At 66.3% G+C, this 25531-nt stretch carries 25 protein-coding genes and 1 tRNA gene; 17 read left to right on the forward strand and 9 right to left on the reverse strand.

Going from position 1 to position 25531, the window contains the following annotated elements; translation table 11 throughout:
* Positions 1-66 precede the first annotated feature (66 nt).
* Together metW and metX are read right to left on the reverse strand one after the other, a co-directional pair.
* The gene (gene metW, locus FHT98_RS18285) at positions 67-693 is read right to left on the reverse strand and encodes a methionine biosynthesis protein MetW (RefSeq protein ID WP_061965159.1); all 627 of its coding nucleotides are present in this window, start codon (positions 691-693) and stop codon (positions 67-69) included.
* 3 nt (positions 694-696) lie between these two features.
* Positions 697-1866: a homoserine O-acetyltransferase MetX gene (metX, locus tag FHT98_RS18290; RefSeq protein WP_142114845.1), complete on the reverse strand. Its 1170-nt coding sequence runs from the start codon at positions 1864-1866 to the stop codon at positions 697-699.
* A gap of 169 nt (positions 1867-2035) precedes the next feature.
* On the opposite strand from metX, the gene FHT98_RS18295 reads away from it, so the two are divergent.
* The 4 genes from FHT98_RS18295 to FHT98_RS18310 all read left to right on the forward strand — a co-directional run bounded on the left by FHT98_RS18295 (position 2036) and on the right by FHT98_RS18310 (position 5108).
* Positions 2036-2869, forward strand: a complete 834-nt coding sequence (locus FHT98_RS18295; protein ID WP_142114846.1) for a chorismate mutase — start codon at positions 2036-2038, stop codon at positions 2867-2869.
* A 27-nt stretch (positions 2870-2896) separates the two neighbouring features.
* Entirely contained in the window at positions 2897-3997 is a 1101-nt protein-coding gene (gene hisC / locus FHT98_RS18300; RefSeq protein WP_142114847.1) for a histidinol-phosphate transaminase, read from the forward strand.
* A gap of 5 nt (positions 3998-4002) precedes the next feature.
* Positions 4003-4941: a prephenate/arogenate dehydrogenase family protein gene (locus FHT98_RS18305; protein ID WP_142114848.1), complete on the forward strand. Its 939-nt coding sequence runs from the start codon at positions 4003-4005 to the stop codon at positions 4939-4941.
* A 91-nt stretch (positions 4942-5032) separates the two neighbouring features.
* Positions 5033-5108: transfer RNA gene (locus tag FHT98_RS18310), tRNA-Thr, on the forward strand.
* 93 nt (positions 5109-5201) lie between these two features.
* On the opposite strand, the gene FHT98_RS18315 is transcribed toward FHT98_RS18310, so the two are convergent.
* Complete coding sequence (locus FHT98_RS18315) at positions 5202-5465, reverse strand: DksA/TraR family C4-type zinc finger protein (protein WP_091855996.1); 264 nt, start codon at positions 5463-5465, stop codon at positions 5202-5204.
* 64 nt (positions 5466-5529) lie between these two features.
* On the reverse strand, positions 5530-6396 hold the full coding sequence (locus FHT98_RS18320; protein ID WP_142114849.1) for a DMT family transporter: 867 nt from the start codon (positions 6394-6396) through the stop codon (positions 5530-5532).
* Positions 6397-6551: 155 nt separating this feature from the next.
* Here FHT98_RS18320 and FHT98_RS18325 point away from each other — a divergent pair, with 155 nt between their 5' ends.
* Positions 6552-7940, forward strand: coding sequence for an aminotransferase-like domain-containing protein (locus FHT98_RS18325; protein ID WP_142114850.1), 1389 nt, complete (start codon positions 6552-6554; stop codon positions 7938-7940).
* Positions 7941-8045: 105 nt separating this feature from the next.
* On the forward strand, positions 8046-8984 hold the full coding sequence (gene hemC, locus FHT98_RS18330; RefSeq protein ID WP_142114851.1) for a hydroxymethylbilane synthase: 939 nt from the start codon (positions 8046-8048) through the stop codon (positions 8982-8984).
* A 45-nt stretch (positions 8985-9029) separates the two neighbouring features.
* On the opposite strand, the gene FHT98_RS26255 is transcribed toward hemC, so the two are convergent.
* The 3 genes from FHT98_RS26255 to FHT98_RS18340 form a co-directional block, all read right to left on the reverse strand.
* Complete coding sequence (locus tag FHT98_RS26255; RefSeq protein ID WP_185745212.1) at positions 9030-9179, reverse strand: hypothetical protein; 150 nt, start codon at positions 9177-9179, stop codon at positions 9030-9032.
* A gap of 22 nt (positions 9180-9201) precedes the next feature.
* Entirely contained in the window at positions 9202-9495 is a 294-nt protein-coding gene (locus tag FHT98_RS18335; protein WP_142114852.1) for a hypothetical protein, read from the reverse strand.
* 64 nt (positions 9496-9559) lie between these two features.
* Positions 9560-10582 (reverse strand): DNA topoisomerase IB, encoded by a 1023-nt coding sequence (locus FHT98_RS18340; protein WP_142114853.1) that lies wholly within the window; start codon positions 10580-10582, stop codon positions 9560-9562.
* A gap of 193 nt (positions 10583-10775) precedes the next feature.
* On the opposite strand from FHT98_RS18340, the gene FHT98_RS18345 reads away from it, so the two are divergent.
* The 6 genes from FHT98_RS18345 (at position 10776) to FHT98_RS18370 (ending at position 18603) form a co-directional block, all read left to right on the forward strand.
* A complete protein-coding gene (locus tag FHT98_RS18345; RefSeq protein WP_185745213.1) occupies positions 10776-12257 on the forward strand; it encodes a M81 family metallopeptidase in 1482 nt (493 codons plus the stop codon).
* A 40-nt stretch (positions 12258-12297) separates the two neighbouring features.
* Positions 12298-13920, forward strand: a complete 1623-nt coding sequence (locus FHT98_RS18350) for an amidohydrolase (RefSeq protein WP_142114855.1) — start codon at positions 12298-12300, stop codon at positions 13918-13920.
* A gap of 214 nt (positions 13921-14134) precedes the next feature.
* On the forward strand, positions 14135-15724 hold the full coding sequence (locus tag FHT98_RS18355) for an ABC transporter substrate-binding protein (protein WP_061965097.1): 1590 nt from the start codon (positions 14135-14137) through the stop codon (positions 15722-15724).
* Between the two features lie 139 nt (positions 15725-15863).
* Positions 15864-16799, forward strand: a complete 936-nt coding sequence (locus FHT98_RS18360) for an ABC transporter permease (RefSeq protein ID WP_091855989.1) — start codon at positions 15864-15866, stop codon at positions 16797-16799.
* A gap of 14 nt (positions 16800-16813) precedes the next feature.
* The gene (locus FHT98_RS18365; RefSeq protein ID WP_061965093.1) at positions 16814-17635 is read left to right on the forward strand and encodes an ABC transporter permease; all 822 of its coding nucleotides are present in this window, start codon (positions 16814-16816) and stop codon (positions 17633-17635) included.
* A gap of 11 nt (positions 17636-17646) precedes the next feature.
* Complete coding sequence (locus FHT98_RS18370) at positions 17647-18603, forward strand: succinylglutamate desuccinylase/aspartoacylase family protein (RefSeq protein WP_142114856.1); 957 nt, start codon at positions 17647-17649, stop codon at positions 18601-18603.
* Positions 18604-18620: 17 nt separating this feature from the next.
* On the opposite strand, the gene FHT98_RS18375 is transcribed toward FHT98_RS18370, so the two are convergent.
* Both FHT98_RS18375 and FHT98_RS18380 read right to left on the reverse strand, forming a co-directional pair.
* Positions 18621-18941: a hypothetical protein gene (locus FHT98_RS18375; RefSeq protein WP_061965089.1), complete on the reverse strand. Its 321-nt coding sequence runs from the start codon at positions 18939-18941 to the stop codon at positions 18621-18623.
* Positions 18942-19126: 185 nt separating this feature from the next.
* Positions 19127-20293: a hypothetical protein gene (locus FHT98_RS18380; protein ID WP_142114857.1), complete on the reverse strand. Its 1167-nt coding sequence runs from the start codon at positions 20291-20293 to the stop codon at positions 19127-19129.
* Positions 20294-20563: 270 nt separating this feature from the next.
* Here FHT98_RS18380 and FHT98_RS18385 point away from each other — a divergent pair, with 270 nt between their 5' ends.
* From FHT98_RS18385 to FHT98_RS18405, 5 genes are all read left to right on the forward strand, one after another.
* Entirely contained in the window at positions 20564-20848 is a 285-nt protein-coding gene (locus tag FHT98_RS18385; protein WP_139163486.1) for a hypothetical protein, read from the forward strand.
* Positions 20849-21015: 167 nt separating this feature from the next.
* Positions 21016-22137: a GGDEF domain-containing protein gene (locus FHT98_RS18390; RefSeq protein WP_185745214.1), complete on the forward strand. Its 1122-nt coding sequence runs from the start codon at positions 21016-21018 to the stop codon at positions 22135-22137.
* A gap of 98 nt (positions 22138-22235) precedes the next feature.
* On the forward strand, positions 22236-23414 hold the full coding sequence (locus FHT98_RS18395; protein WP_061965081.1) for an acyl-CoA dehydrogenase family protein: 1179 nt from the start codon (positions 22236-22238) through the stop codon (positions 23412-23414).
* Positions 23415-23631: 217 nt separating this feature from the next.
* A complete protein-coding gene (locus FHT98_RS18400) occupies positions 23632-24228 on the forward strand; it encodes a TetR/AcrR family transcriptional regulator (RefSeq protein ID WP_142114859.1) in 597 nt (198 codons plus the stop codon).
* Positions 24229-24354: 126 nt separating this feature from the next.
* A complete protein-coding gene (locus FHT98_RS18405; RefSeq protein WP_142114860.1) occupies positions 24355-25398 on the forward strand; it encodes a histone deacetylase family protein in 1044 nt (347 codons plus the stop codon).
* Positions 25399-25531 lie beyond the last annotated feature (133 nt).

A 25531-nucleotide genomic window follows, 5' to 3' on the forward strand; every position in this document is an offset into this window, starting at 1 on the left:
CTGCGGGCAATGCGATGTTCAAGACGTGGATGCTCGCCACAGGGGCGAGCATGACGGCTGCGCCCTTCAGCCCCGCTTCAGCAGGAACACGGCCTGCGCGCCGAACAGGTTCCAGAACCACCAGGGCGCGTTGACGCCGACCTTGCCGCCGGCGGCGTCGAGCGCGACGGCGCGCTCCTTCTTGGCGCCGATCTGGTCGCAGAGCGTGACGAAGTCGCGGATCGTGCAGAAATGGATGTTGGGCGTGTCCCACCAAGCGTAGGGCAGGGAGTCCGTCACTGGCATCCGGCCCTGGAAGAACACCTGGCTGCGCATCCGCCAATGCCCGAAATTCGGGAAGGAGACGATGGCGTGCCGGCCGATGCGCAGCATCTGCTCCAGCACGAGGCGGGGATTGCGCGTCGCCTGGATCGTCTGTGAGAGGATGACGTAGTCGAAGCTATCGTCAGGATAGTCGCCGAGATCGGTATCGGCGTCACCCTGGATGACCGAGAGCCCACGCGCCACGCAACCGGCCACGCCCTCGCGGGACAGTTCGATGCCGCGCGCATCGACCTGGCGGCTTTCGGCGAGCAGCGCGAGCAGGGCGCCGTCACCGCAGCCGACATCGAGAACGCGCGTGCCGGGCTGCACCATCTCGGCGACGAGCTTGAGGTCGATGCGGTTGGTCTGGTTCGTGTCGCTGAAGGCCATGGTTTAGAGTCCGCGTGCCCGCGCCGCCGCGCCGATGAAGCCGCGCGTCGTGGCGAAGAGATTGGGCTCTTCCAGCAGGAAGGCGTCGTGGCCCTTGTCGCTCTCCAGCTCGACGAAGGAGACCGAGGCGCCAGCCGCGTTGAGCGCATGCACGATCGCGCGCGAGTCCGCCGTCGGGAACAGCCAGTCCGAGGTGAAGGAGGCCACGCAGAAGCGCGTCTTGGTCCCCGCGAAGGCGCGCGCCAGCACGCCGTCATGGTCGGCGGCGAGGTCGAAATAATCCATCGCCCGCGTCACGTAGAGATAGGAATTGGCGTCGAAGCGCTCGACGAAGCTCAGTCCCTGATGGCGCAGATAGCTCTCGACCTGGAAATCCGCGTCGAAGGAGAAAGTCGGCGCCTCCCGGTCCTGCAATTTGCGGCCGAACTTGCGGTGCAGCGCCTGTTCCGAGAGATAGGTGATATGCGCGCCCATCCGTGCGACCGAGAGCCCCTTGGCCGGGCGCGTGCCCTCTTCGAGATAGCGCCCGCGTCGCCACTCCGGATCGGCCATGACTGCCTGCCGGCCGACTTCGTGGAAGGCGATGTTCTGGGCGGAATGCTTGGCGCCGGTGGCGAGCGGCAGTGCCGCGAACACACGGTTCGGATAGCTCGCCGCCCATTGCAGCACCTGCATGCCGCCCATCGAGCCGCCGGCGACACAGAACAGCGTCTCGATGCCCAGCGAGTCGACGAGCGCGGCCTGGGCCCGCACCATGTCGCGGATGGTGACGACCGGGAAGGACAGGCCCCAGGGCTTGCCCGTGGTCGGGTCGGTCGAGGCGGGGCCGGTCGTGCCGGTGCAGCCGCCGATGACATTGGCGCAGATCACGAAGAAGCGGTCGGTATCGATCGGTTTGCCCGGTCCGATCATCGCCGTCCACCAGCCGCCCTTGCCGGTGATCGGGTTGCGGCTCGCAACATATTGGTCGCCGGTCAGGGCGTGGCAGACGAGGATCGCGTTCGATTTCTCGGCATTCAACGTGCCGTAGGTCTGGTAGGCGATCTGCCAATGATCCAGCACCACGCCGCAATCCATCAAGAGCGGCGTGTCAGGCCCGAAGCGCGCGACCGGGCTGGAGGGCTCGTTCGCCTCCTTCTGCGGATCGGCCAGGCTGGGGGAGAGGTCGCTCATGTCGTCCGCTTCGGCAGTAGGATTTGTCTTGCCGGTCCAGGCGTTCGGAAAATCGAACTCTAGCGATGCCGCGCCAAAGCGGTTCTGTCAACGCGGGACTGCGCGGGCGGCTTTGCCAAGGCGCGGCGGGAGCGCTAAGGAGCGTGGCCTTGCCGGAAAGCGCGTTGCCATGACCGAAGCCGCTCCCACGTCCCTCGCCGATCTCCGCGGTGAAATCGATCGCATCGACAGCGCGATGCATGCGCTGCTGATGGAGCGCTCGCAGGTCATCGAGACGCTGATCTCAATCAAGAAGACGCAGGCCTCCGGCTCCGCCTTCCGTCCCGGCCGCGAGGCCGACATCATGAAGCGGCTCGCGCTCGGCCATAAGGGGCTGCTCCCGCTCGACACGGTCGAGAGCGTCTGGCGCATCATCATCGCGACCTTCACCTATGTGCAGGCAAACTACTCCGTTCATGCCGACATCTCCGGTGGCGATGCGGCGATGCGCGATTCCGCCCGCTTCCATTTCGGCTTCACCGTGCCGTTCATCACGCATGAGGATGCGCGCTCCGTCATCCGCGCTGTCGCTGAATCGGCGGGCGATCTCGGCATCTTCCGCATGGACCAGGGCGCCAGCGCCGGCATCTGGTGGCGCGATCTGATCGGGGCTGATGCGCCCAAGATCATCGCGCGGCTGCCCTTCGTCGAGCGGCCGAACCATCCCGCGGGAACGCCGGTCTACTGCATCGCCAAGCCGCTGGCGGACGCCGCCGTGCGCGAGATCGTGCTCTATGCTGCTCGCGTCGAGCGCTGGTCTGAAAGCTTGCGGCATGGCCTCGCAGAGCATCTGGCCGAAGTCTCGGCCTCGGCGGCCGATGGCTCGCATCTCTCGCTGCTCGTCGCAGCCTCCGGCGAGGTCGATCAAGCGGCGATCCGCCAGGCCCTCGTGCCGGCAGGCTTGAGCGACTTCGCCGAGATCGGCAGCCACGCCGCCCGCTTCTCCGTCAAATCCGCCCGCTGAACGGGCTGGCTTCCTGCTGCAAGGTCAATCGTCATGGCGACCCGTCCCACCCCGCGTCCCGGCGTCCTCGATATCGAGGCCTATGTTCCCGGCAAGTCCGCCGCGCCCGCCGGCGTGAAGCTGCACAAGCTCTCTTCCAACGAAACCCCGCTCGGCCCGAGCCCGAAGGCGATCGCAGCCTTCGAAGGCCTCGCTGCCAAGCTGGAGCTCTATCCGGACGGCACGTCGAGCAAGCTCAAGCAGGCGATCGCCGGTCGCTACGGCCTCGACCCCCAGCGGATCATCTGCGGCAACGGCTCGGATGAACTGCTGGAGCTCGTCACCAAGGCCTATCTCGGTGCGGGCGACGAGGGCATCTACAGCCAGTACGGCTTCCTGGTTTACCGCATCGCCATCCTTGCGATGGGCGGCAAGCCGGTCATCGTGCCCGAGAAGAACTATACGGCCGATGTCGACGGCATCCTCGCGGCGGTGACGCCGAAGACGAAGATCGTCTTCCTCGCCAACCCCAACAACCCGACCGGCACCTATCTGCCCTTCGACGAGGTCAAGCGCCTGCAGGCCGGCCTGCCGCCGCATGTCCTGCTCGTCCTCGACGCGGCTTATGCCGAGTATGTCCGCCGCAACGACTACGCCTCCGGCATCGAGCTCGTCGCCGAGAGCGAGAATGTCGTGATGACGCGCACCTTCTCGAAGATCTACGGTCTCGCCAATCTGCGCATCGGCTGGATGTACGCGCCGGCACACATCATCGACGCGCTCGAACGCATCCGCGGCCCGTTCAACGTGAACGGCGCCGCAATCGAGGCCGGTGCCGCCGCTGTCGCCGACGAGGCGCATGTCGCCGCCGCGCTGGAGCACAACGAGACATGGCTGGCCTGGACGACGTCCGAGCTGGAGAAGCTCGGCCTGACTGTCACACCTTCGGTCGGCAATTTCGTGCTGATCCATTTCACGAAGACGGCCGGCAAGACCGCCAAGGACGCCGACGCCTTCCTGACCCAGCGCGGCCTCATCCTGCGCGCGGTCGGCGGCTATGGCCTACCGGACGCGCTGCGCATGACCATCGGCTCGGAGGAGGCGAACCGCCTCGTCGTCGCCGCGCTCGCCGATTTCATCAAGGCGTGACCGAGATGGCGGAAAGCTTCGCGCCGCGCCGCTCCGAGCCGGTCTTCGCCCGCCTCGCCATCATCGGCATCGGGCTGATCGGCTCTTCGATCGCGCGCGCGGCGAAGGAGCTGAATCTCGCCGGCACGATCGTGCTGGCCGATCGCGACGAGGCCGTCCGCAAGCGGGCGCGCGAACTTGGCCTCGGCCATATGGTGGCGGAGACGGCGGCGGAGGCGGCTCTCGACGCCGATCACATCATCCTCTGCGTCCCGGTCGGCGCCTGCGGGCCGGTCGCGGCCGAGATCGCCAGCGAATTGAAGCCGGGTGCGATCGTCTCCGATGTCGGCTCGGTCAAGGGCTCGGTTGTCGACGCCGTCTCGCCGCATCTGCCGGAGGGCGTCGCCTTCGTGCCGGCCCATCCGGTCGCGGGCACGGAGAACTCCGGCCCCGATGCCGGCTTCCCGAGTCTCTTCCTCAATCGCTGGTGCATCCTGACGCCGCCGGAAGGCACGGACGCCGCGGCGATCGCGAAAACCCGCCAGTTCTGGGAAGGCATGGGCGCGCTGGTCGAGGTGATGAGCGCCCATCATCACGACCTCGTGCTGGCCGTCACCAGCCACCTGCCGCATCTGATCGCCTACAACATCGTCGGCACGGCCGAGGATCTGGAGGCGGTGACGCAGTCCGAGGTGATCAAGTTCTCGGCCGGCGGCTTCCGCGACTTCACCCGCATCGCGGCTTCCGACCCGACGATGTGGCGCGACGTCTTCCTGCACAACAAGGAAGCCGTGCTGGAGATGCTCGGCCGTTTCAACGAGGACCTCGCGCTGCTGACCCGCGCCATCCGCTATGGCGATGGCGAGACGCTGCACAAGCACTTCACCCGTACCCGCACGATCCGCCGCGGCATCGTCGCGCTCGGCCAGGAGAAGCCAGAGACGGAGAAGCTGCGTAAGGATTGACGGCTGCCGCACAGCGCCGTGTCAGGGTGATGTGCATGACGTCGAGATTGGCTTGCCAAGCCCGGCGCCTGCTGGTACAGCGCCACCCGTTGCCGCAATAGCTCAGCTGGTAGAGCACCTCATTCGTAATGAGGGGGTCGGGGGTTCGAATCCCTCTTGCGGCACCACTCTCCCCGACATCGCAGCGCGTCATCGCTTCTGGTGGATGCCCGTCTCCGCACGCAGCCGAAGCGATGCGGCGCGCGCCGCCACAGCCGAACTCACTTCAATTGGCTGTCCTTGCTGCCGCGCCGGTTATAGCTGGATTGCGCCGCCGAACGATCCTGCCCGGACTGGCAAGAGACGCAGAGCCGGGCGCCTGGCATGGCGAGGCGCCGCGCTTCGGGAATCTCCTCGCCGCATTCCTGGCAGTAGATCTCGCCTGGGCCGTTTGGCAGCCGCGAGCGCGCCAGGCGAACCGCATCCGTGATCGAGCCGTCGATCTGGTCCTGAACCGCTCCGTCCGGAGCCCATCCGCTTGCCATCACGCAACCTCCATCGCCACAAGATGGCCTTGGATGGCGGGAATTCCAAGAGTTGGGGGCGGGCTCAGGCGAAGCGCTTCGCCCCGGCAACGCAGAGCACGACCACGGCGGTCGCGGCGATCATCGTCCAGGCGATCGGCTCGCCGAGCAGCCAACCTGCGAGCATGAGCCCGAAGAACGGTTGCAGGAGCTGGAGCTGGCCGACGCTGGCGATGCCGCCGAGCGCGAGGCCGCGATACCAGAAGACGAAGCCGACGAGCATGCTGAAGATCGAGACATAACCGAGGCCGATCCAGGCCGGCGTGCCGATGCCTTGCCAGCTCGACGGCCAGAACAGCAGGGCGAGCACGGCCATCGCCGGTAGCGACAGCAGCAGCGCCCAGGAGATCACCTGCCAGCCGCCGAGACGGCGCGAGAGCGTCGCGCCTTCGGCATAGCCGAGCCCGCAGAGCAGGACGGCGCCGATCATCAGCAGGTCACCCGCCAGCGAGCCGCTGTCGCTGTTGGCGAGTGCGAAGCCTGCGACGGTCGCGCTGCCGATCCCCGAGAACAGCCAGAACACCGGCTTCGGCCGCTCGCCGCCGCGCAGCACGCCGAACAGCGCGGTCGCGAGCGGCAGCAGGCCGATGAAGACGATCGAGCGTGCCGAGGGGATATGCTGCAGGGCGAGCGCCGTCAGCAGCGGGAAGCCAAGGACAACGCCGAGCGCGACGATCGCGAGCGGGCGGATATCGGCCCGGCTCGGCCATTTCTGGCGCAAAAGCATCAGGCAGATCGCGCCCAGCAGGGCCGCGATCGCGGCGCGGGCTCCGGTCAGGAACAGCGGCGAGAAGCCCGCCACCGCGACGCGCGTCGCCGGCAGCGAACCGCTGAAGATCAGCACGCCGATGAGCCCGCTGCCCCAGCCCTTGCCGCCCCAATCCCTGAACATCTGATCCGCTCTGCTGCTGTGCCGGAAGCCGTGCTCTATGCGTCCGCCCTCCAGAGCACCAGCGACAGACCGATACATTCATGGCAAACTGTATGGCTATGGATGGCCATACAATCAGCAAGGACGAAGACGGGACGACTCGCACGGCAGTCGTGATGGCGGCGATCCGGAGCCGGCTGGCTGCACGGACTCTGGCGCCGGGCGACCGCTTGCCCTCGATCCGGCGCTTTGCCGCGACGATGAAGGTTTCACCCTCCACCGTCGTCGAGGCTTATGATCGCCTCGCGGCAGAAGGCCTGATCCGCGCAAGGCAGGGTTCCGGTTTCTATGTGACAGGCGGCGGCCTGCCGCCCCTGGCGCTGACGCAGGCCGCCTCGCCGCAGGAGCTTGTGGTCGATCCGTTCTGGGTCTCGCGCCAGTCGCTTGATGCCGAACCGGGTGCGTTGAAGCCGGGCTGCGGCTGGCTGCCGGCCGACTGGATGCCGGATGAGGCTCTGCGCCGCGGCTTCCGGGCCTTGGCGCGGGCCGATGGCGCCATCCTCACTGATTACGGCGGCACGCGCGGCGCCTCCGTCCTGCGCCGGCTCCTGCTCGGGCGCTTCGCCGAGGCCGGGCTTGCGGTCTCGGCCGAGCAGCTGATGCTGACCGGCTCCGGCACGCAGGCGCTCGACCTGATCTGCCGCTTCCTGCTGCGGCCGGGCGATGCGGTCCTCGTCGACGACCCCTGCTATTTCAACTTCCAGGCGCTGCTGCGGGCGCATCAGGTGCGGATCCTGAGCGTGCCCTATACCCGGTCGGGGCCGGATATCGCGACGTTCGAGGCGGTGGTCGCGGCCGAGCGCCCGCGCCTCTATCTGACCAATTCCGGCCTGCACAATCCGACCGGCGCCAGCCTGTCGCCGCAGGCCGCCTATCGCGTGCTCAGCACGGCCGCTGCCAACGACATGATCATCGTCGAGGACGACATCTTCGCCGATTTCGAGCCAGAGCCCTCGTCACGGCTCGCGGCACTCGACGGGCTGGAGCGCGTCATCCGGATCGGCAGCTTTTCGAAGACGCTCTCGGCCGCGGTCCGCTGCGGCTATATCGCCGCGCGAGCCGACTGGGTCGAAGGGCTCGTCGATCTGCAGGTCGCAACCAGTTTCGGAGGCCCCGGGCCGGTCTCAACGGAGCTGCTGGCGGGGGTCCTCGCCGGCGGCAGCTACCGCAAGCATATGGAAGAGCTGCACAGGCGCCTGGCTCAGGCGCGGCGGGAGGTTGCAGCCCGCCTGGAGCCGCTCGGGATTCGGCCCTGGCTGATGCCGCGCGGCGGCTTCTATCTCTGGTGCCGCTTGCCGGAGGGCGTGGATTCCGCCGAACTTGCACGCCTTGCCGTGATGCAGGGCGTGGTGCTGGCGCCGGGCAATGTCTTCAGCGTCGCCCAGATGGCCGGCAATTTCATGCGATTCAACGTCGCCCAGTCGCGCGATCCGCGCGTGATCGAGGTGCTCGGGCAGGCGATGGCCGCCATGCGGCAGCAGGGCGGGGCTGCCGCTCACGATTGATCCAGAGCAGTAGGGGCATGTGCCGCACTCGTCAGCCCGGCGCCCCCCTGATATAGACCGCGGCAATAACCGGCCCGGCCGGACAGGACCGAAAGTTTTGAGATCATGCATCTGAGGATCGGCACGCGCCGCAGCCCGTTGGCGATGGCCCAGACCAACCACGTCATGGGCCTGATCCAGGAGAAATTCCCGCAGGCGGAATTCACCCTCTGCCAGATCGCCACCATCGCCGACCGCGACCGCGTCTCCGAGTTCCACCAGTTCGGCATGGTCGGCGTCTTCGCCGTCGAGCATGAGCAGCAACTTGTGAAGCGCGAGGTCGATTTCGTCGTCCATTCGCTGAAGGACCTGCCGACCACCTTGCATGAAGGCCTCGTTCTCGCCTCGGTGCCGCCGCGTGAGGACCCGCGCGATGCGCTCTGCGGCGCGACCATGGCCACGCTGCGCCAGGGCGCCCGCGTCGGCACGGGCTCGCTTCGCCGCCGCGCCCAGATCCTGAACCTCCGGCCTGACGTCACCGTCGTGCCGATCCGCGGCAATGTCGGCCCTCGCCTGGCCAAGATCGGCGGCGAGGATGCGCTCGACGCGGTCATCCTGGCGCAAGCCGGACTGCGCCGGCTCGGCATGGACGAAGCCTCTTCGGAGGCGCTTGCCCCGTCCCTGTTCCCCTATGCGGTCGGCCAGGGCGCGCTCGGGCTCGAGGCCCGCGCCGAGGATACGGCGGTGATCGAGGTGCTGAAGGCGATCGAGTGTCCGCAGGCCCGTGCCGAGGCCGAGGCCGAGCGCGAGATGATGCATGCGCTCGGGGCCGGCTGCAGCCTGCCGGTCGGCGCCTGCGTGACATGGCAGGACGGCCGCCTGACGCTGCATGCGCAGGTGACTTCGATCGAAGGCACGGAGCGCGTCGTCGCCGATCAGAGCGCGGCACCGGAACAGGCACGTGAACTCGGCCTCGCTGTTGCGCAGATCCTGAAGGAGCGGGGCGGCGTCGCGATCCTCGAGAAGAGCTACCGCGGGCACTATCCGAGCTTCAAGTCGCTATAGGTCCTGTCGCAGCCGGGCGTAGCGCTCGATTCGCGCGCGCCTCGCCTAGATCGGATCACGCGGGTCGTCGGCGCTGGGCTTGTCGAGCATCGCGCCACCGGCGTCGCGCGAGCGGGCCCATAAGGTCGTGAGCGCGATCCCAATCGGCACGCCGATCACGACGATCCAGACGACGAAGCTCCAATCGCCGATCATCGGGCTGCTCTCCTTCGCTGAACTAGGTTTTGGGCGGGAGCGAGCCGCGATCGAAGACCGGGATCGCCTCGGTCTTGCCGCGTAACGGCCTGCCGACGGGCACGTCCTCCGCCGCCTGCCGCACGGCCTCTTCCGATTCCGTCAGCCCATCCGGTGTGTCGTTGGCATCGCTCCCCGCATCATGGATGTTGGTGCGGTCGCTGACACGCTGGCTCTCGCTGGGGTCGGTCTCGGCGGCGGTCTGACCGGCGTTCGCGGGCTTGCGCTCGTCTTCGAGCAAGGCGGGATTCTCGCGCTTCCTGTTGGGCTGGGCCATGGCGGTCTCCTCTGAAAAGGCTTTCAGGACCAAGCTCTGAAGGGTGGCATTGTTCCCCCGAGATTCAGGCGGCGAGCAGCCCCAGAGCGCGTTCGATCCGCGAGCAGCCGGCCTTGGCGCGCGCCTTCGCGTAGCTCTTCTGCAAACGGCCGCTGGCATAGGCATCGATGACGATCGCGTGGACATAGCTCTTGCGGACGACGGCCGGCGTGTTGACCAGCTTCTCCGAGATGGCGCGCATGATGTCGGCGAGCTGGCGCTTGCGGCCGGCCTCGCTCGCCACCGCCTCGCCGGCCAGGAGAAGTTCGGCCGCGGCGGCATTGGCGGCGAGCATACGCAGATCCTTGCTGCTGACGGGCAGGCCGCAGGCGCGCTTGAGATAGGTGTTGATCTCGGCCGCGTGGATCGGCGCCACGGTGCCGTCCTCGTTTCGGTATTGCAGCAACCGCCTGCCGGGCAGGGTGGTGATCCGCGTGATTGCTCGGGCCAGCGGCGCATCGTCGATGGCGCAGGAGATGTCCTTGCCGCTCTTGCCGCGGAAATGCAGCGCGACCCGCGTGCCCGTCAGTGTGACGTGCCGCTTGAGCAAGGTCGAGGTGCCGTGGCTGCCGTTCTCCTTGGCGTAGGCCTCGTTGCCGACGCGCAGATGGCAGCGGTCGATGATCGCGGCGGCGCAGGCCAGTGCCTTGTCGCGCGACAGGGTCCGCGCCTTGACATCGGTTGTGATGCGCGCCCGCAGCTTCGGCAGAGCCTCGATCAGCCGGGCGAGCCGCTTGAGCTTGCGCCGCTCGCGCACCTTCTCCCAGTCCGGATGGTAGCGATGCTGGATGCGGCCGGCCTCGTCATGGCCGATCGCCTGCAGATGGGCGCGCGGATCGGCCGCGATGCGGACATCCGCATAAGCCGGGGGAATGGCCAGTGAGCGGATGCGGGCGAGGGTGGCCTCGTCGCTGACCTTGCCGCCCTCCGCGTCCCGGTAGCCGAAGGAGCGGCCGTGGCGAACGCGACGGATCGTGAGTTCATCTGACGAAACGCGCCGCAGTCGCGTCGCTGCGGCAGGGCGTTTAGCGTGTGGGGAAACCGGCATGGGCGGGCGCTCGCGGGGGTCCGCTGCGAAAACGGCGCCATTGCCCAGTTGGTTCCGCTCAGTCGAGCATATTCACCACATTTCGACAAGCGCGCAGGTTTCTGGGGATGCATGCGCGAAAAACAGTGGCAAATCCCGAGTTGGCTCGCCAAGACTGTCAAAAAAATTGAACGATATGTTTGGGGAGATGACGGTGCCGCGCGTTTTGATCGCCGAGTTCATGCATGAGACGAACACCTTCAGTGTTCAGCTCACGGACGAAGCCACCTTCAGGGCGCATGGCGCCTATCGCGACAATGAAATCCCGGGCGCCTTCCGCGGCACACGCACCTCAATGGGCGCGGCCTTCGAGGCGGCCGACAAGTTCGGCTGGAGCCTGGTCCACCCGCTGGTGACCGGCGCCAATCCATCCGGCCGCGTCACCGATGCCGCCTTCGATGTCTTCGCCGGCCAGATCTGCGATGCTGCACCGGGCGTCGACGGCGTGCTGCTGCATCTCCACGGCGCGATGTCGACCGAGAGCTCGGATGACGGCGAGGGCGAGTTGCTCGCCCGGCTGCGTAAGCGCATCGGCCCGGACATTCCGGTCGTCGCCGTGCTCGACCTGCATGCGACGGTGACGCAGCTCATGGCCGACAACGCCAATGCGCTGATCTCCTACCGCACCTATCCGCATATCGACCAATACGAGCGGACCTGGCAGGCGGCGGAGCTGCTGCAGCGCGCGCTGAAGGGCGAGATCAAGCCCAAGGTCGCGCTCGCCCGGCGCCCGATCCTTTACGCGCTCGACGGCGGGCGCACGACTTCGCCGCCTTTCCTCGAACTGCTGCGCCGTGGCGACGCGCTGGAAGCCTCGGGCGATGCGCTCGTCGTCAGCGTCCAGGCCGGCTTCTCCTCGGCGGATGTCCACGATATCGGCCCCTCGATCGCGGTCACGGCCGATGATCGCGGCAAGGCGCAAGCCATCGCTGAAGACCTGATGGACTATGCCTGGGAGCAGCGCCGCTTCTCCTCGATCCATTTCACGCCCTTGGCCGAGGCCATGGCCCGCGCCAAGGCCGGCGAGGCCGATACGGGCAAGCCGGGCTACAAGCCGGTGGTGATCTCGGATTACTCGGACAATCCCGGCTCGGGCGCCTATGGCGACGCCACCAACCTGCTGCGCGCGGTCCTCGATGCAGGGCTGAAGAATGTCGGCTTCCATGCGATCAACGACCCCGAGGCGGTGCTGGCCGCCCAGGCGATCGGCGTCGGCAAGCGCGGCCGGGTCAAGCTCGGCGGCAAGGTCGATCCGACCATGGGCGGCGCGCCGCTCGATCTCGACGCTCACGTGGTCGCGATCACGGATGGCTATTTCCTCTGCCATGGCCCGATGGCCGGCGGCGTCTGGCGCAATTACGGGCTCTCGGCCCTGCTGCGCGTCGACGATGTCGAGATCATCGTCATCACCCATAACGGCCAGGCGACCGACCTCGCGCAGTTCACCTCGCTCGGCGTCGATCCGACCCGGAAATCGACGGTGATCGTCAAGTCGATGCAGCATTTCCGCGCCGCCTTCCAGCCGATCGCACGCGAGGTGCTGGAGGTCGATACGGGCGCTCTCTCGACGCGCAACTTCAAGGAGCGGCCCTACAAGAAGGTGCGCCGCCCGATCTTCCCGCTCGACGATATCTGACCGCCGCGCGCCGGCGACGACTGGACTTGAGGAGAACACCATGGCGATTCAGGCCGATATCGTATTGCGCAACGGGCCGATCTGGTGCGGGCGCGAGGAGGGCGTCGTCGAGGCGCTGGCGATCTTCCGCGACAAGGTTCTGGCCGCCGGCAGCGATGCCGAGATCAAGCCGCTGATCGGGCCGAAGACCCGCGTCATCGACCTGAAGGGCCGGCTCGCGACACCCGGCCTCAACGACTCGCACCTGCATCTGGTCTCGCTCGGCATGACCATGGGCTGGGTCGATTCCAAGCCTGAGGCCGCGCCGACGCTCGATGCCCTTCTCGGCGCCATCGCGGCCCGCGCCGCACAGTCGAAGCCCGGCGAATGGATCCTTTCGCGCGGCTATGACCAGACCAAGCTCGACACCGGCCGTCACCCCTATCGCGAAGAACTCGACCGCGCCGCGCCGAACAATCCGGTGATGCTGGTGCGCGCCTGCGGCCATATCGCGATCTGCAACTCGGAAGCGCTGCGCCTCGGCGGCATCGACGAGAAGTCGCCGACGCCGCAGGGCGGCCTGATCGAGCAGCAGAACGGCCGCCTGACCGGCCTGCTCGCCGAGAACGCCCGCGCTCCGGTCCAGGCCGCGATTCCGGCGGCCACCGAAGAGGATATCATCGCCGGTATCGAGCGCGGCGGGCAGTACCTGCTTTCGCTCGGCATCACCAGCTGCATGGATGCCGCCGTCGGCCAGAAGGGCGGCTTCCGCGAGATCGCGGCCTATCACCGCGCCAAGCGCGACGGCCGCCTGCCGGTCCGCACCTGGCTGACCCTGCTCGGCGATGACGGCCGCTCGATCGTGCCTGATTGCTACGACGCCGGCCTGATCTCCGGGACCGGCGACGAGATGCTGATGATCGGCGCGGTCAAGCTCTTCCTCGACGGTTCGGCCGGCGGCCGAACCGCCTGGATGACCGAGCCCTATCTCGGCGAGGACAAGACCACCGGCGTCTGGATGTGGGAGGATGCCGAGCTCGAACGCATGGTGCTCGATGCCCACAAGAAGGGTTACCAGCTGGCCTGCCATGCCATCGGCGATGCCGCGATCGAGCAGCTCATCACCGCCTATGAGAAGGCGCTCGCCGCCTACCCCGACCCGGACCGTCGCCACCGCATCGAGCATTGCGGCTTCTCGACCCCGGCCCAGCACGAGCGCATGGTCAAGGCCGGCATCTATCCCTGTCCGCAGCAGGTCTTCATCCATGATTTCGGCGATGCCTACGTGAAGGTGCTCGGGCCGGAGCGGGCGCTGCCGAGCTATCCCTTCCGCACCTGGTTCGACCTCGGCCTGAAGCCGGCGACGGGCAGCGATGCGCCGGTCTGCGACCCCAACCCCTTCCCGAATTTCCACACCATGCTGACCCGCAAGACCTGGAAGGGAACGGTGATGGACGAGCGTCAGCGCGTTTCGATCGAGGAGGCCTTGCAGGCCTATACCGAGTTCGGCGCCTTCTCGCAGAAGCAGGAGAAGGTGAAGGGGCGGCTTGCCCCGGGCCTTCTCGCCGACGTCGCTGTGTTCTCGCGCGATCTGCTGAGCGCCGCTCCGGCCGATATCCTCAAGGACACCCGCTGCGATCTGACCATTCTTGGCGGCGCGGTCGTCTACGAGCGGGGAGCTTGAGGCAGAGCATCTTCGAGCGAAAAATGCCGGCTCGCGTGAAGAAAATGCGAAACGGAGTTCAGAACAGCTCTGCAACACCGTGAATCGCGGAGCTGTTCGGGGAATTTGACCGCGCGGGGGAAGACAAGCGCGGCAAAGCCGTTATGGTTCCACTTGAAACAAACAACTCCGGATCAGCCGGAGCAGATGGGAAACGGGAGGAAAAATCGTGTTGTTGAAGAAATTTGCCTTCGCCACCGCGCTGACGCTGGCAGCCTTTACGATCTCGGCGCAGGCCCAGGAGCCGCGCCGCGGCGGAACGATCCGCTTCACGGCGCCCTATGGCGCCTCCTTCGTCAGCAATGACAGCCATGTCTCGAACCAGATCCAGGACGAGATCTACGGCTACGCCCTGCACAGCATGCTGTTCCGCTGGGATTCGAAGGCCGGCAAGCCCGAGCCCGAGCTCGTCAAGAGCATGACCACCTCGGCGGACGGGCTGACGCACACGTTGAAGCTGCGCGACGACGCCTTCTTCCACAATGGCCGCAAGATGACGGCCGACGATGTGATCTGGTCGTTCACGCGTCTTGTCGATGGTTCCAAGAACTATCCGGGTGCGAGCCGCGTCGTGCGCATCAAGGGCGCCGAGGCCGTTCGCAAGGGCGAGGCCAAGGAGATTTCCGGCCTCAAGAAGATCGATGATTTCACCATCGAGATGACGCTGACCGATCCGGCCGATCCCAGCTTCCTGTTCTATGCTGCCACCACGGCGATCATGCCGGCCAAGGAAGCGCAGCAGCCGGACTTCTTCAACAAGCCGATCGGCCTCGGCCCGTTCAAGTTCGTCGAGCACGTGCCCGGCTCGCGCATGGTCTTCGAGCGCTGGGAGAAATACTACAAGCCCGGCAAGCCCTATGCCGACAAGCTGGTGATCTCGCCGATGGGCGAGGCGGCTGCGCGCGACGTCGCCTTCCGCAACAAGGAGATCGACGTCTCGATCCTCGGCTCGACCCAGTACGTTGCCTACAAGGCCGATCCGAACCTTTCAAAGGGCATCCTGGAAGTTGCGGAGGTCTTCACCCGCAACATGGGCATGAACCCGGAGTTCAAGCCGTTCTCCGACAAGCGGGTGCGCCAGGCGATCAACTACGCGATCGACAGCGACCTGATCATCAAGCGCCTCGTTCGCGACAAGGCCTATCGCGCGGTGAGCTGGCTGCCGAGCTCGGTCCCGGCCTTCGACAAGAACGCCAAGCCTTATGCCTTTGACCCGGAGAAGGCCAAGAAGCTCCTGGCTGAAGCCGGTTATCCCGATGGCTTCGAGTTCGAATGGACGGCGACGCCGAACGAGAGCTGGGGCATTCCGATCGTCGAGGCGACGATTCCCATGCTCGCCAAGGTCGGCATCAAGGTGAAGGTCAAGCCGGTCGAGACCTCGGCGCTCGGTGGCGTCATCGCGAAGGGCGACTTCCAGGCCTATATCTGGTCGAACACCTCCGGCCCCGATCCGTTGACCGCGCTGAAGTGCTTCCACTCGGCGACGCCGCGCTCGTCCTGCAACTACACCACCTTCAAGAGCGCCGCTTTTGACAAGTTGTTCGAGGAGGCCGCGGCCGAGAGGGACGCCGGCAAGAAAATCGAGCTCATGAAGAAGGCCAATGCGCTGCTGCAGGACGAGGCTCCCGTCTGGTTCTTCAACTACAACAAGGCGGTGATGGCCTATCAGCCCTGGCTGCATGGCCTGCAGGCGAACGCTACGGAGCTCGCGCTCCAGCGTTACGAGGATCTCTGGGTCGACGCGTCTTCGCCCGCAGCGAAGTAAGCGCGCCTCCGCGGAGGTTTCCGCCAGCTCGAAGACATCCGTCATCCCGGATCGGTGCGGCCATGCCGCCCGTCCGGGGTGACGGAGACTTTCGGGCCTTGACCTGAGTCCGCCCTGCGGCGGCGATCAGGAGTTGACCATGCTGCCCTATGTCTTCCGCCGTCTGCTGCAGGCCATCCCGATCCTGCTTGCGGTCGCTGGGCTCGTCTTTGTGATGTTCAGCGTCATTCCCGGCGACTTCGCCTCGACCCAGATGTCGGATGGCCGCTCGGTCGTCGATGCCGAGCAGGTCGCGCGCATGAACAAGCAGTTCGGCCTCGACGAGCCCGTCTATGTGCGCTTCGTAAAATATGCCGGGAAGCTTGCGACGCTCGATCTCGGCACCTCGTTCCGCACCCGCCAGCCGGTGATCAATTCCCTGCTCGAACGGATCTGGCCCAGCCTTCAGCTGGCCATCGCGGCGATGGCTTTCGCCATCGCGCTCGGCATTCCGCTTGGCTTCCTGGCCGCGCTGAAGCCGGGTGGCTGGCTTGACATGCAATCGATGTTCGTTGCCGTGTCGGGCCTGTCCCTGCCGCAGTTCTGGCTTGGGCTGATGCTGATGTATGCCTTCGCGCTGGTTCTCGGCTGGTTCCCGAGCTTCGGCTACGGCGACGGCAATCCGCGCTACATCGTGCTGCCGGCGGTCGCGCTCGGCGTGGCGCCGCTCGCATTGCTCGCCCGCACGACGCGCGCTGCCGTGCTCGAGGTCATGAACGCGGATTTCGTTCGCACTGCCCGCGCCAAGGGCAACAGCGAGGTCCGGGTGATGCGCTGGCATGTGGCGCGCAACGCCATGGTCATCGTGCTGACGACGCTGGGGCTGCAGTTCGGCTCGATCATGGGCGGCGCTGTCGTGATCGAGAAGCTTTTCGCCTGGCCGGGCATCGGCTCGCTCTTGGTCGACAGCGTGTCGCTGCGCGACATTCCCGTCGTCCAGGCCTGCATCCTGCTGCTCGTGCTCTTCTTCCTCGTCGTGAACATCATCGTGGACGTGCTCTGCGCTCTGATCGATCCGCGCATCAAATACACCTAGGGGCGGGGCAGCAGATGAAATTCCGGGCTAATCTCTGGATCGGCGGCGCGCTCTTCGCTGCCGTCGTGATCGGCGGGACGCTGGCACCCTGGCTGGCACATACCGACCCCGTCATGGACGCCAATCTGATGAATGCCGAGGTTCCGCCCGGCGCCGAGTTCTGGTTCGGCACGGATGCGCAGGGCCGCGACATCTACAGCCGGGTGCTCTACGGCGCGCGCATCTCGCTGACGGTCGGCATCGTCTCGCAGTTGATCAATACGGTGATCGGCGTGGCGCTGGGCATGTCGGCGGGGTATTTCGGCGGCTGGTGGGACGATTTCGTCAACGGCCTGACCAATCTCATGCTGTCGATTCCCTCGCTGGTCTTCGCGCTCGCCATCATGGCGATTCTCCAGCCGGGCCTGACCAGCCTGCTGATCGCACTCGGTCTGACCAACTGGTCCTATACTTGCCGGCTGTCGCGCGCTGCGACGCTGTCGATCAAGCAGCAGGGCTATGTCGAGGCGGCGCTCTCCTTCGGCTCGAGCAACCTGCGCATCATGCTGCTGCAGATCCTGCCGAACATCGCCGGCCCGATCATCGTCATCGGCACGCTCGGCATGGGCGGCGCGGTGCTGGCGGAGGCGGCGCTCTCCTTCCTGGGCCTCGGCATCCGTCCGCCCTTCCCGAGCTGGGGCTCGATGCTCTCCGACGCGCGCGACCAGATCACCACGGCGCCCTGGATCTCGATCTTCCCGGGCCTCGCCATCTTCATGACCGTGCTCGGCCTCAACCTGCTGGGTGACGGCCTGCGCGACATCCTCGACCCCCACTCACAGCTACGCAAAGCCTGACAGTAGAGCCTATGACCACGCCAGACCTGATCGACCCGCCGCTCGAGACCATCCGCTTCCATGGGCTGAAGGCGGGGCCGAAACTCCTCGTCTTCGGCGCCGTCCACGGCAACGAGACCTGCGGGCCGAATGCCATTGCCCGCGTGATCGAGGATTGCCGCGCCGGCCGGGTCGCGATCCAGCGCGGGGAGGTCACCTTCCTGCCCGTCGCCAATCCCAAGGCCTTCCGGCAGAACACCCGCGAGGGTGACCGCAACCTCAATCGCGACCTGCGCGAGCGGCCGCAACCCGATGACAACGAGGACAGGATCGGCAATCGGCTCTCCGCCATCCTGCGCCAGCACGACATGCTGCTCGACGTCCATTCCTTCACCGGGGAGGGCGTGCCCTTCGTCTTCTTCGGCCCGGACGACAACCGCGGCGCGCTCGAGCCCTTCCGGCACGGTGCGGCCGAGGCCGCCTTCGCCGCCTGCCTCGGCGTCGACCTGATGATCCATGGCTGGCTCGACATCTATGTCCGGCTGATCGCGGCGCGCGAGCGCCTGAACCTGCCACGGCTCGCCGTGACGGAAGGCTTCGGCACGACGGAGTTCATGCGCTTCGCCGGCGGCTATGGCGTGACGCTCGAATGCGGCCGCCACGAGGACCCGGCCTCGGTCGATGTCGGCTATAGGGCGATCCGCAACGTGCTCGCCCATCTCGGCCTGACCGATGAGGCGCCGCCGGTCCCCGAGAAGCGCGTCGTCGTCCATATGGACGATCTCGTCATCTGCGAGGCCGAGGGCGACCGGGTCGAAGGTTCGTGGAAGACCGGTGACCGCGTCGCCAAGGGCACGCCGATCGCCCGCCGCGCCGACGGCACCGTCGTGACGATGCCGCGCGACGGCTTCATCATCTTCCCCAACCCCAAGGCCAAGCCCGGCGAGGGCATCTGCTATCTCGGGACGGAGAGCCGGCGCCGGCCCTGAACGTGGCCGGCGCGGCTTTACTGCACGATGCCGCGCTTGCTGCCGAAGCCGGGGATACTGCAGCCGCAGCTTGAGCCATAGGGCAGGGGTGGCGTCGGGCAATCGCCCCGGCTGGTCACGCACATATTCCCATAGCGCGGCTGCCTGTAATATGGGCGCTCATAGCCGTAATCGCGACGGTCATAGCGCCGCCGCGGACGATCATCGTCATCGTCGTCATCATCGTTATAGGACGGTCCGCCGCGATAGGGCCCGCCGTAATACTGGGCCTGGGCCGGGATTGCGCTGAGCAGGACGGCGCAGGCGAGGGCCGAAACCGTGAGCTGGCGACGCAGCATGGTTCTTCCTTTCCGTTTCCTCGCCGGCGAGTGGGCCTGGCGAGACGTTTCACTGTCTCCTAGCGGGTTCATGATGAACGCAGGCTGAGGCGGCCAGGAGGCAAGGGAAAGGAACGGCGAAGCTGGTCGATGGGTCCCGCTACGCGCCCGGTGTGACAGTGCTGGCTTTGTGAAAGGCAGCGACCCTACCCGCCGCTCTTGTCCGGTTTGCCGATGCGGCTGAGGTCGATCTGCTTTTGCAGGCCCAGCATGACGCTGAACGAGGTCACGGGGGTGAGGCCGGTCTCCTTGGTCTTGCGCCAGGCGCCGGCAACGGTGCCGATCAAGCCCTTGCCCAGGTTGTGCTGGTAGTCGATGCCGACACCCTTCTGGTCCGAGCGGGCATCGAGGCCGACATAATCGTCGGTCTTGCGCCGGGCCGACAGGCTGACGGCATTGTCGTTGTCGATCCGGGTCGTCAGTTTCGCCTCATGCGCCGTCACCAGGTTGATCACGGAGAAGGGCAGGGTGGTGTCTTCCACCGTGCGCAGCGAGCCGAGATCGAGCGTGAACCGCTCATAGGGCAGGCGCAGCTTCGCCGTATAGAGCAGGCTCTCGACCGCATCGAACTCCTTCTCCGGGAAATAGGCGCGGAACGGCGAGAGCGAGGCCTCGATCGCGGCGCCCTTCAGCACCGTCGAGAAGAACAGGTTGGGTTGCAGCCGGTTATGGTCGCGTCGGAACCCGAGATAGTCGACGCCCTCGATATAGTGGACGCGTGCGGCGCTGAAGGAGAGGCCGATTTCGGTCTCGCCCGATCGCCAGGCGGCGCCCGTCGTCAGCCCCAGCGTGCCGAAATTCTCGTCGCGCGGCAGGAAATCGCCGAGATTGAAGACGTTGCGCTCGTTCAGCGCCGTCATCCGCGCTTCCCCGCTGGCGAAGAGGCGGAAAGCGCCGATGCTGTGATCGAGCCGCTCGCGCCAGGACAGGCTGCTTTTCCGGCGTGACCAGCTCTGTTCGCTGCTTGCCGTCAGGGAGGATTGCAGCGCGCTGGCCTCGCCGAGGCTGAAGCCGTGCTTCAGCGTCAGCGAATGGGCGCGGGCGGAAGCGAGCGCCCGCGGATCGTAATGCGTCTCGACGAGCGACAGGTTCAGCCCATAGCCGTCCTGCACTGTGCCGTGCAGGTAATCCCAGGTTGCATAGGTTGTGGCGACAGGAGTGCCGTTCGCACCCTGGACACCAGCGGGATTGCTGTCGAAGCCGCCCCGAAGCCCGATAACGGCGATCGAATTTTCCTTATCTTCGGCCGGCTTCTCAGTTGCGAGCGCAAGGGAAGCGTGAAAGACCAATGCGAGAATGATGGTTTTCTGCATCGACGTCGCCGTGATCTGAAAATTTATTTCGCAATCATGGTTTATAACGGTTAATTGATCGTAAATTATGCCGGATTTGCTCTTGTATGTATTCGGATCGATTTATGTATATCACGAATGATTTGGGGTTTAGTTTTGAAATGTGCTTTCAGATTGTAAATTAACTTTACTCGGTATGGTTAATGTTGAGAGAAGGTTGCTTGAAGAGGTTGTTGCAACCTATACGTGTTTCATCGCTTCCGGCCCGGAGGCGAAACAGGGAGAAGCAAGATGAAATACGCGTTTGTTCTCGCTACGGTTGCAGCCTTCGCCGTGTCCCCCGCTATGGCCGGTGGGCGAGGCGGTTCGCTTCTCGGCGGCATCATCGCCCCGGTGACGACGGCCGTGTCGGGCGTCAAGATCAATGCGCTCAACAATGTCAGCGTGCTCAGCGGCAACGGCATCGCCAACGGCAACAAGGTCGGTGTCGTCGCCCCGGTCAAGGCGATCGTCTCCCGCAACGGACTCGTCGGCGGCCTGCTCGGGGGCTTCGGTCACGGCTGCGGCTGCAACTGATCGCAGCCTCCGCCCTCAGATGCGGAGCCTGGAACGGGGCTGGCATGTGCCAGCCCCTTTTCGGTTCTGCCCGATATCGCGCAAGCGATACGATCCCTAAAATGCCCGGGATCGGGCTGACGGGTTCTTAGAGCCTCGCGCGTAGAGGCATCGCCATGCATCTGCTGATGAGGCCCCGTAGACGCGCCGCGCAGCTTCCCGCGGATATCGAGATCGAGATCATCTCGCGTCTCTTCGCGGCCCTGCCTCAGATCCTCTGCATTGCGGCCGGGCTGATCGTCGGCTCTGCGATCATGGCCGTGCAGACCGGCGAGACGATCTTCTGGTGGCTGACGGCAGCAGGCATCGTGACGACGCTGCTGCGCATCGCCAACATCGTCAGCTTCAAGCGGCGCGATCCGGCGCGCAAGCTATCCCTGGCGGAGGCGCGGCGCTGGGAGGCAGGCTACGCCTATTCCGCCTTCGCCTTCACGCTCGTCATCGCGGCATTGACGCTGGCCGCCGCCGCGACCGATCATGCCGGCGGCTTCGTGCTCAGCCTCGGTCTCACCATGGCGCTGACGGCCGGGTCCTATCTGCGCACCCTGCGCTACTGGATCTGCGCCGTGCTCTCGACCATTGCGATCGGCACGCTGGTCGTCGCCTTCCTGGCTTCCGGCGATCCGCTCTATCAGGCGCTGAGCGTGCTGCTCCTCGTCTATCTCTATTCGATCTATGAGAGTTCGGATTACATCATCGGCCAGTTCGAGGAATTGCTGATGGTGCGCCGCGAACTCGACTTCGCCGCCAGTCATGACTCCCTGACCGGGCTGATGAATCGCCGCGGGCTTGATCGCGTGCTGCGCGAGGCCGGCGAAAGCGGCGAGGCGCTCGGCCTCCTGCTGCTCGATCTCGACGGATTCAAGCTGATCAACGACCGCCACGGCCATCAGGCCGGCGACGATCTGCTCAAGCAGGTCGCGATGCGCCTGAAGGGTGTCGTCCGGCCGGGGGACAGCGTGGCGCGGCTGGGCGGCGACGAGTTTGCCCTCGTCGTGCGCAGCGTCGAGGATGCGGCTGCGTTGTCCGAGATCGCCGACCGGGCCGTGTCCGTCGTCATGGCGCCGTTCATGCTGATGGGGCAGCTTGTCACCGTCGGCGCGAGCGTCGGGGTATCCGTCAAGTCGGAGCAGGATACCACGCCCTGGACAGCCGAGGTCCTGACGCGCGCGGCCGATCAGGCCCTTTACGGCGCCAAGCGCGCCGGCAAGGGCCGCAGCATGGTCGCCCACTGGGACGACGTCGCCTGACATCGCCATAGAGGGAAGGTAGCTTGATCTCGGCGCGGTGTTCACCTACCGTCCGGCAGGTAGCTCGCTGGTGGCGCTGCAGAAAACGGGAGAAGGCGATGTCGGCCGTCGGGAAGCCTGCTGTGGAGGGCGCGCGCCGCTCGCCTTACTTCACGGAGGAACATGAGGCGTTGCGCGACCAGGTCCGCCGCTTCGTCGAGGCCGAGATCAAGCCGCATGCCCTGCAATGGGAGGAGGACGGCTTCGTCCCGCGCGCCGTGCTGCGCAAGATGGGCGAGCTCGGCTTCTTCGGCATCCGCTATCCCGGCGAGTATGGCGGCTCCGAGATGGATACGATGGCGACCGTGGTTCTGGCCGAGGAGCTGGGCCGCTCGACCTTCTCCGGCGTCGCCATCACCGCGCTGGTCCATACCGACATGGCCTCGGTCCATATCGCCAATGCCGGCAGCCCGGCGCAGAAGGACAAGTATCTGCCCGGCATCATCGCCGGCGAGAAGATCGTCGCGGTCGCCGTGACCGAGCCCGATGCCGGCTCCGACGTGAAGGGCATCCGCACCACGGCGCGGCGCGAGGGCGACCATTACGTCCTCAACGGCGCCAAGATGTTCATCACCAACGGCGTCCATGCCGATCTCTACTGCGTCGCCGCCAAGACGGACCCGCAAGCGCGGCCGTCACAATCGGTCTCGATCTTCCTCGTCGAGAAGGGCACGCCGGGCTTCTCCGTCTCGCGCGCCCTCGACAAGCATGGCTGGCGCTCGTCCGACACTGCCGAGCTCTCTTTCGTCGATTGCAAGGTGCCGGCCGAGAACCTGCTCGGGCAGGAGGGCCGCGGTTTCTACGCGATCATGAGCAATTTCCAGAACGAGCGCACCGTGATCGGCGCCATGGCGATGGGCGAGGCGCAGGCCGCCATCGACCTGACACTGGACTACGTGAAGACGCGAAAAGCCTTCGGCGCACCGCTTTGGGAGAAGCAGGCGATCCGCCAGCGCCTCGCCGAGCTCGCCGGCAAGGTCGAGGCCGGGCGCCAGCTTGTCTACCACGCCGCCTGGCTTGACGCGCAGGGCTTCGATGCCACCCGCGAGGTCTCGATGGCGAAGGCCTATTGCGGCGAGCTGGTCAACGAAGTGATGTACGATTGCCTGCAGTTCCATGGCGGCATGGGCTACATGCGCGAAAGCGCGATCGAGCGCATGACCCGCGATGCCCGCGTCCAGTCGATCGGCGGCGGCGCGACCGAAGTCATGCTCGAGGAAGTGGCGAAGCGGCTGTGAGGGCTGAGTGTCATCCCGCACGCGCCGCAGCACGCAGTGCTGCTGCGCAGATGCGGGACCGTCTTCGGAAAGGGGCAGGGTCATCCCGTGCGCGCCGCAGCGTGAAACGCTGCTGCGCAGACACGGGACCGTCCTCAGGAAGAGGCGCCCTCTCGTCGCGCGGTCTCCTGTCTGCGCAGCGGCACTACGCGCCGCAGCGCGCACGGGATGACACCCTATGAGCGATGCCCCAACCACCCGGCCAACAGCCGAAGGCGGCTCGCGCCGGCTGATCCTTGACCATGCCGCGCGCCTGCTGCGTGGCGGCGGCTACCATCAGACCACCTTGCGCGAGATCGCCGAGGCCGTCGGCATCCGCAAGGCCAGCCTCTATTACCATTTCGGCTCGAAGGAGGAGATCGTCGAGGCGGTCGTTAATGACGGCGTGCACTTCGTCCATGAGGCGGTCGTCGCGGCGCTCGCGGCGGAGGAGGGGGCCTCGCCGCGCGTCCGGCTGGAGGCAGCAGTCCGGGCGCATCTCTCCGCCCTGCATGGCCATGGCGATTATACCTCGGCCAGCATCAAGGTCTTCACCTTCGGCGCGGCGGCTGTGCCCGAGAGCGTACGCGCGGTACGCCGCGCCTACGAGGATGTCTGGCGTGGGCTGATCGCCGAATGGCAGCAGGCCGGCGGCATGCCCGCAGGCAACTCGCCTGACGTGCTGCGCCTGTTCCTGCTGGGCGCGCTCAACGGCTCGACCGATTGGTATCGGCCGGAGCGCCATGCGATCGACGCCCTGGCACGTGAGTTCGTGGCGCTGCTCTCGCCGCATTGAGTGGCTGCCCCGCCTCCCATGCAGGGGCGGGTGGCATCGTCATGGCTGACCAAGGCGTCGGCGGTTGCTAGCATCCCTATGCGGGGCCGTCGGTCGCCTCGCGATCTGACGAGGATTCTTCGCCTGATGCGCGCCTTCTATCACCCCGACCAAGCCCTCCACGATCCCCAGCAATATATGCGCTTCGGCAAGGTCGTGGCTCCCAAGGACCTGCCGGAACGGACGGAGCGTCTGCTCGGTGCGCTCAGGAAACATGGCATCACGCCGGAGAAGCCCGCAGCGCATGGCACGGACCCGGTCCTCGCGATCCATGATGCCGGCTTCGTCAAGTTCCTGGAGACCGCCTGGGCGCGCTGGCAGGACCTGCCGGCCGAGCGCGGGCCGGAAGTCTGGCCGAGCACCTTCCCCTATTGGAGCGGCCGCCCGGACGAGGATGTCCGTCCGCCCTGCCGCCCGACCGGTTTCATCGGCCAGCTCGGCTGGTATCTCGGCGATCTCTCGGTGCCGATCGGCGAGCATTGCTGGCATTCGACGCTGCGCTCATCCGAGACCGCCGTCTCCGCCGCCGATGCGATCCTCGCTGGCGAGCGCGCCGTCTATTCGCTCTGCCGCCCGTCCGGCCACCATGCCCGCGCCGACCGCGCCACCGGTTTCTGCTATCTCAACAACACCGCGATCGCGGCCCAGCGCCTGCGCTCGACATTTGGCAAGGTCGCGATCCTCGATGTCGACGCCCATCACGGCGACGGCACGCAGCAGATCTTCTATCGCCGCAACGACGTGCTGACGATCTCGGTGCATGCCGATCCGACGAACTACTACCCGTTCTTCACCGGCTATGCCGACGAGCGCGGCAATGGTCCGGGCGAGGGCTTCAACCTCAATCTGCCGCTGGAGCATGGTGCCGGCGGCGCCGCGATGGAGGCGGCCGTTGCCGAGGCCGGCAAGGCGATCCGCGATTTCGGTGCCGAGGTCGTGGTGATCGCGCTCGGCTACGACGCCCATAAGGACGATCCGATCGGCGTGCTGAAGCTGGAAGCCAGTGATTTCGGCACGATCGGCCGGCAGGTGAAGGGTTTTGGCCTGCCGACGCTGGTGGTGCAGGAGGGCGGCTACGCCATCGAGGCGATCGGCGACTGCCTCGATGCGTTCCTGGGCGGGTTCAAGTAGCGCCTGTCTTCTCTGGGATCACCGCCTGTCATCCCGTGCGCGCTGCAGCGTAAAACGCTGCGGCGCAGACACGGGACCGTCCCCCGGAAAAGGCGCCTTCTCGTCATGCGGTCCCGTGTCTGCGCAGCGGCAT

It is taken from the genome of Allobosea sp. AK1, assembly GCF_006714945.1.
In the GTDB taxonomy this organism is placed as follows: Bacteria; Pseudomonadota; Alphaproteobacteria; order Rhizobiales; family Beijerinckiaceae; genus Allobosea; species Allobosea robiniae.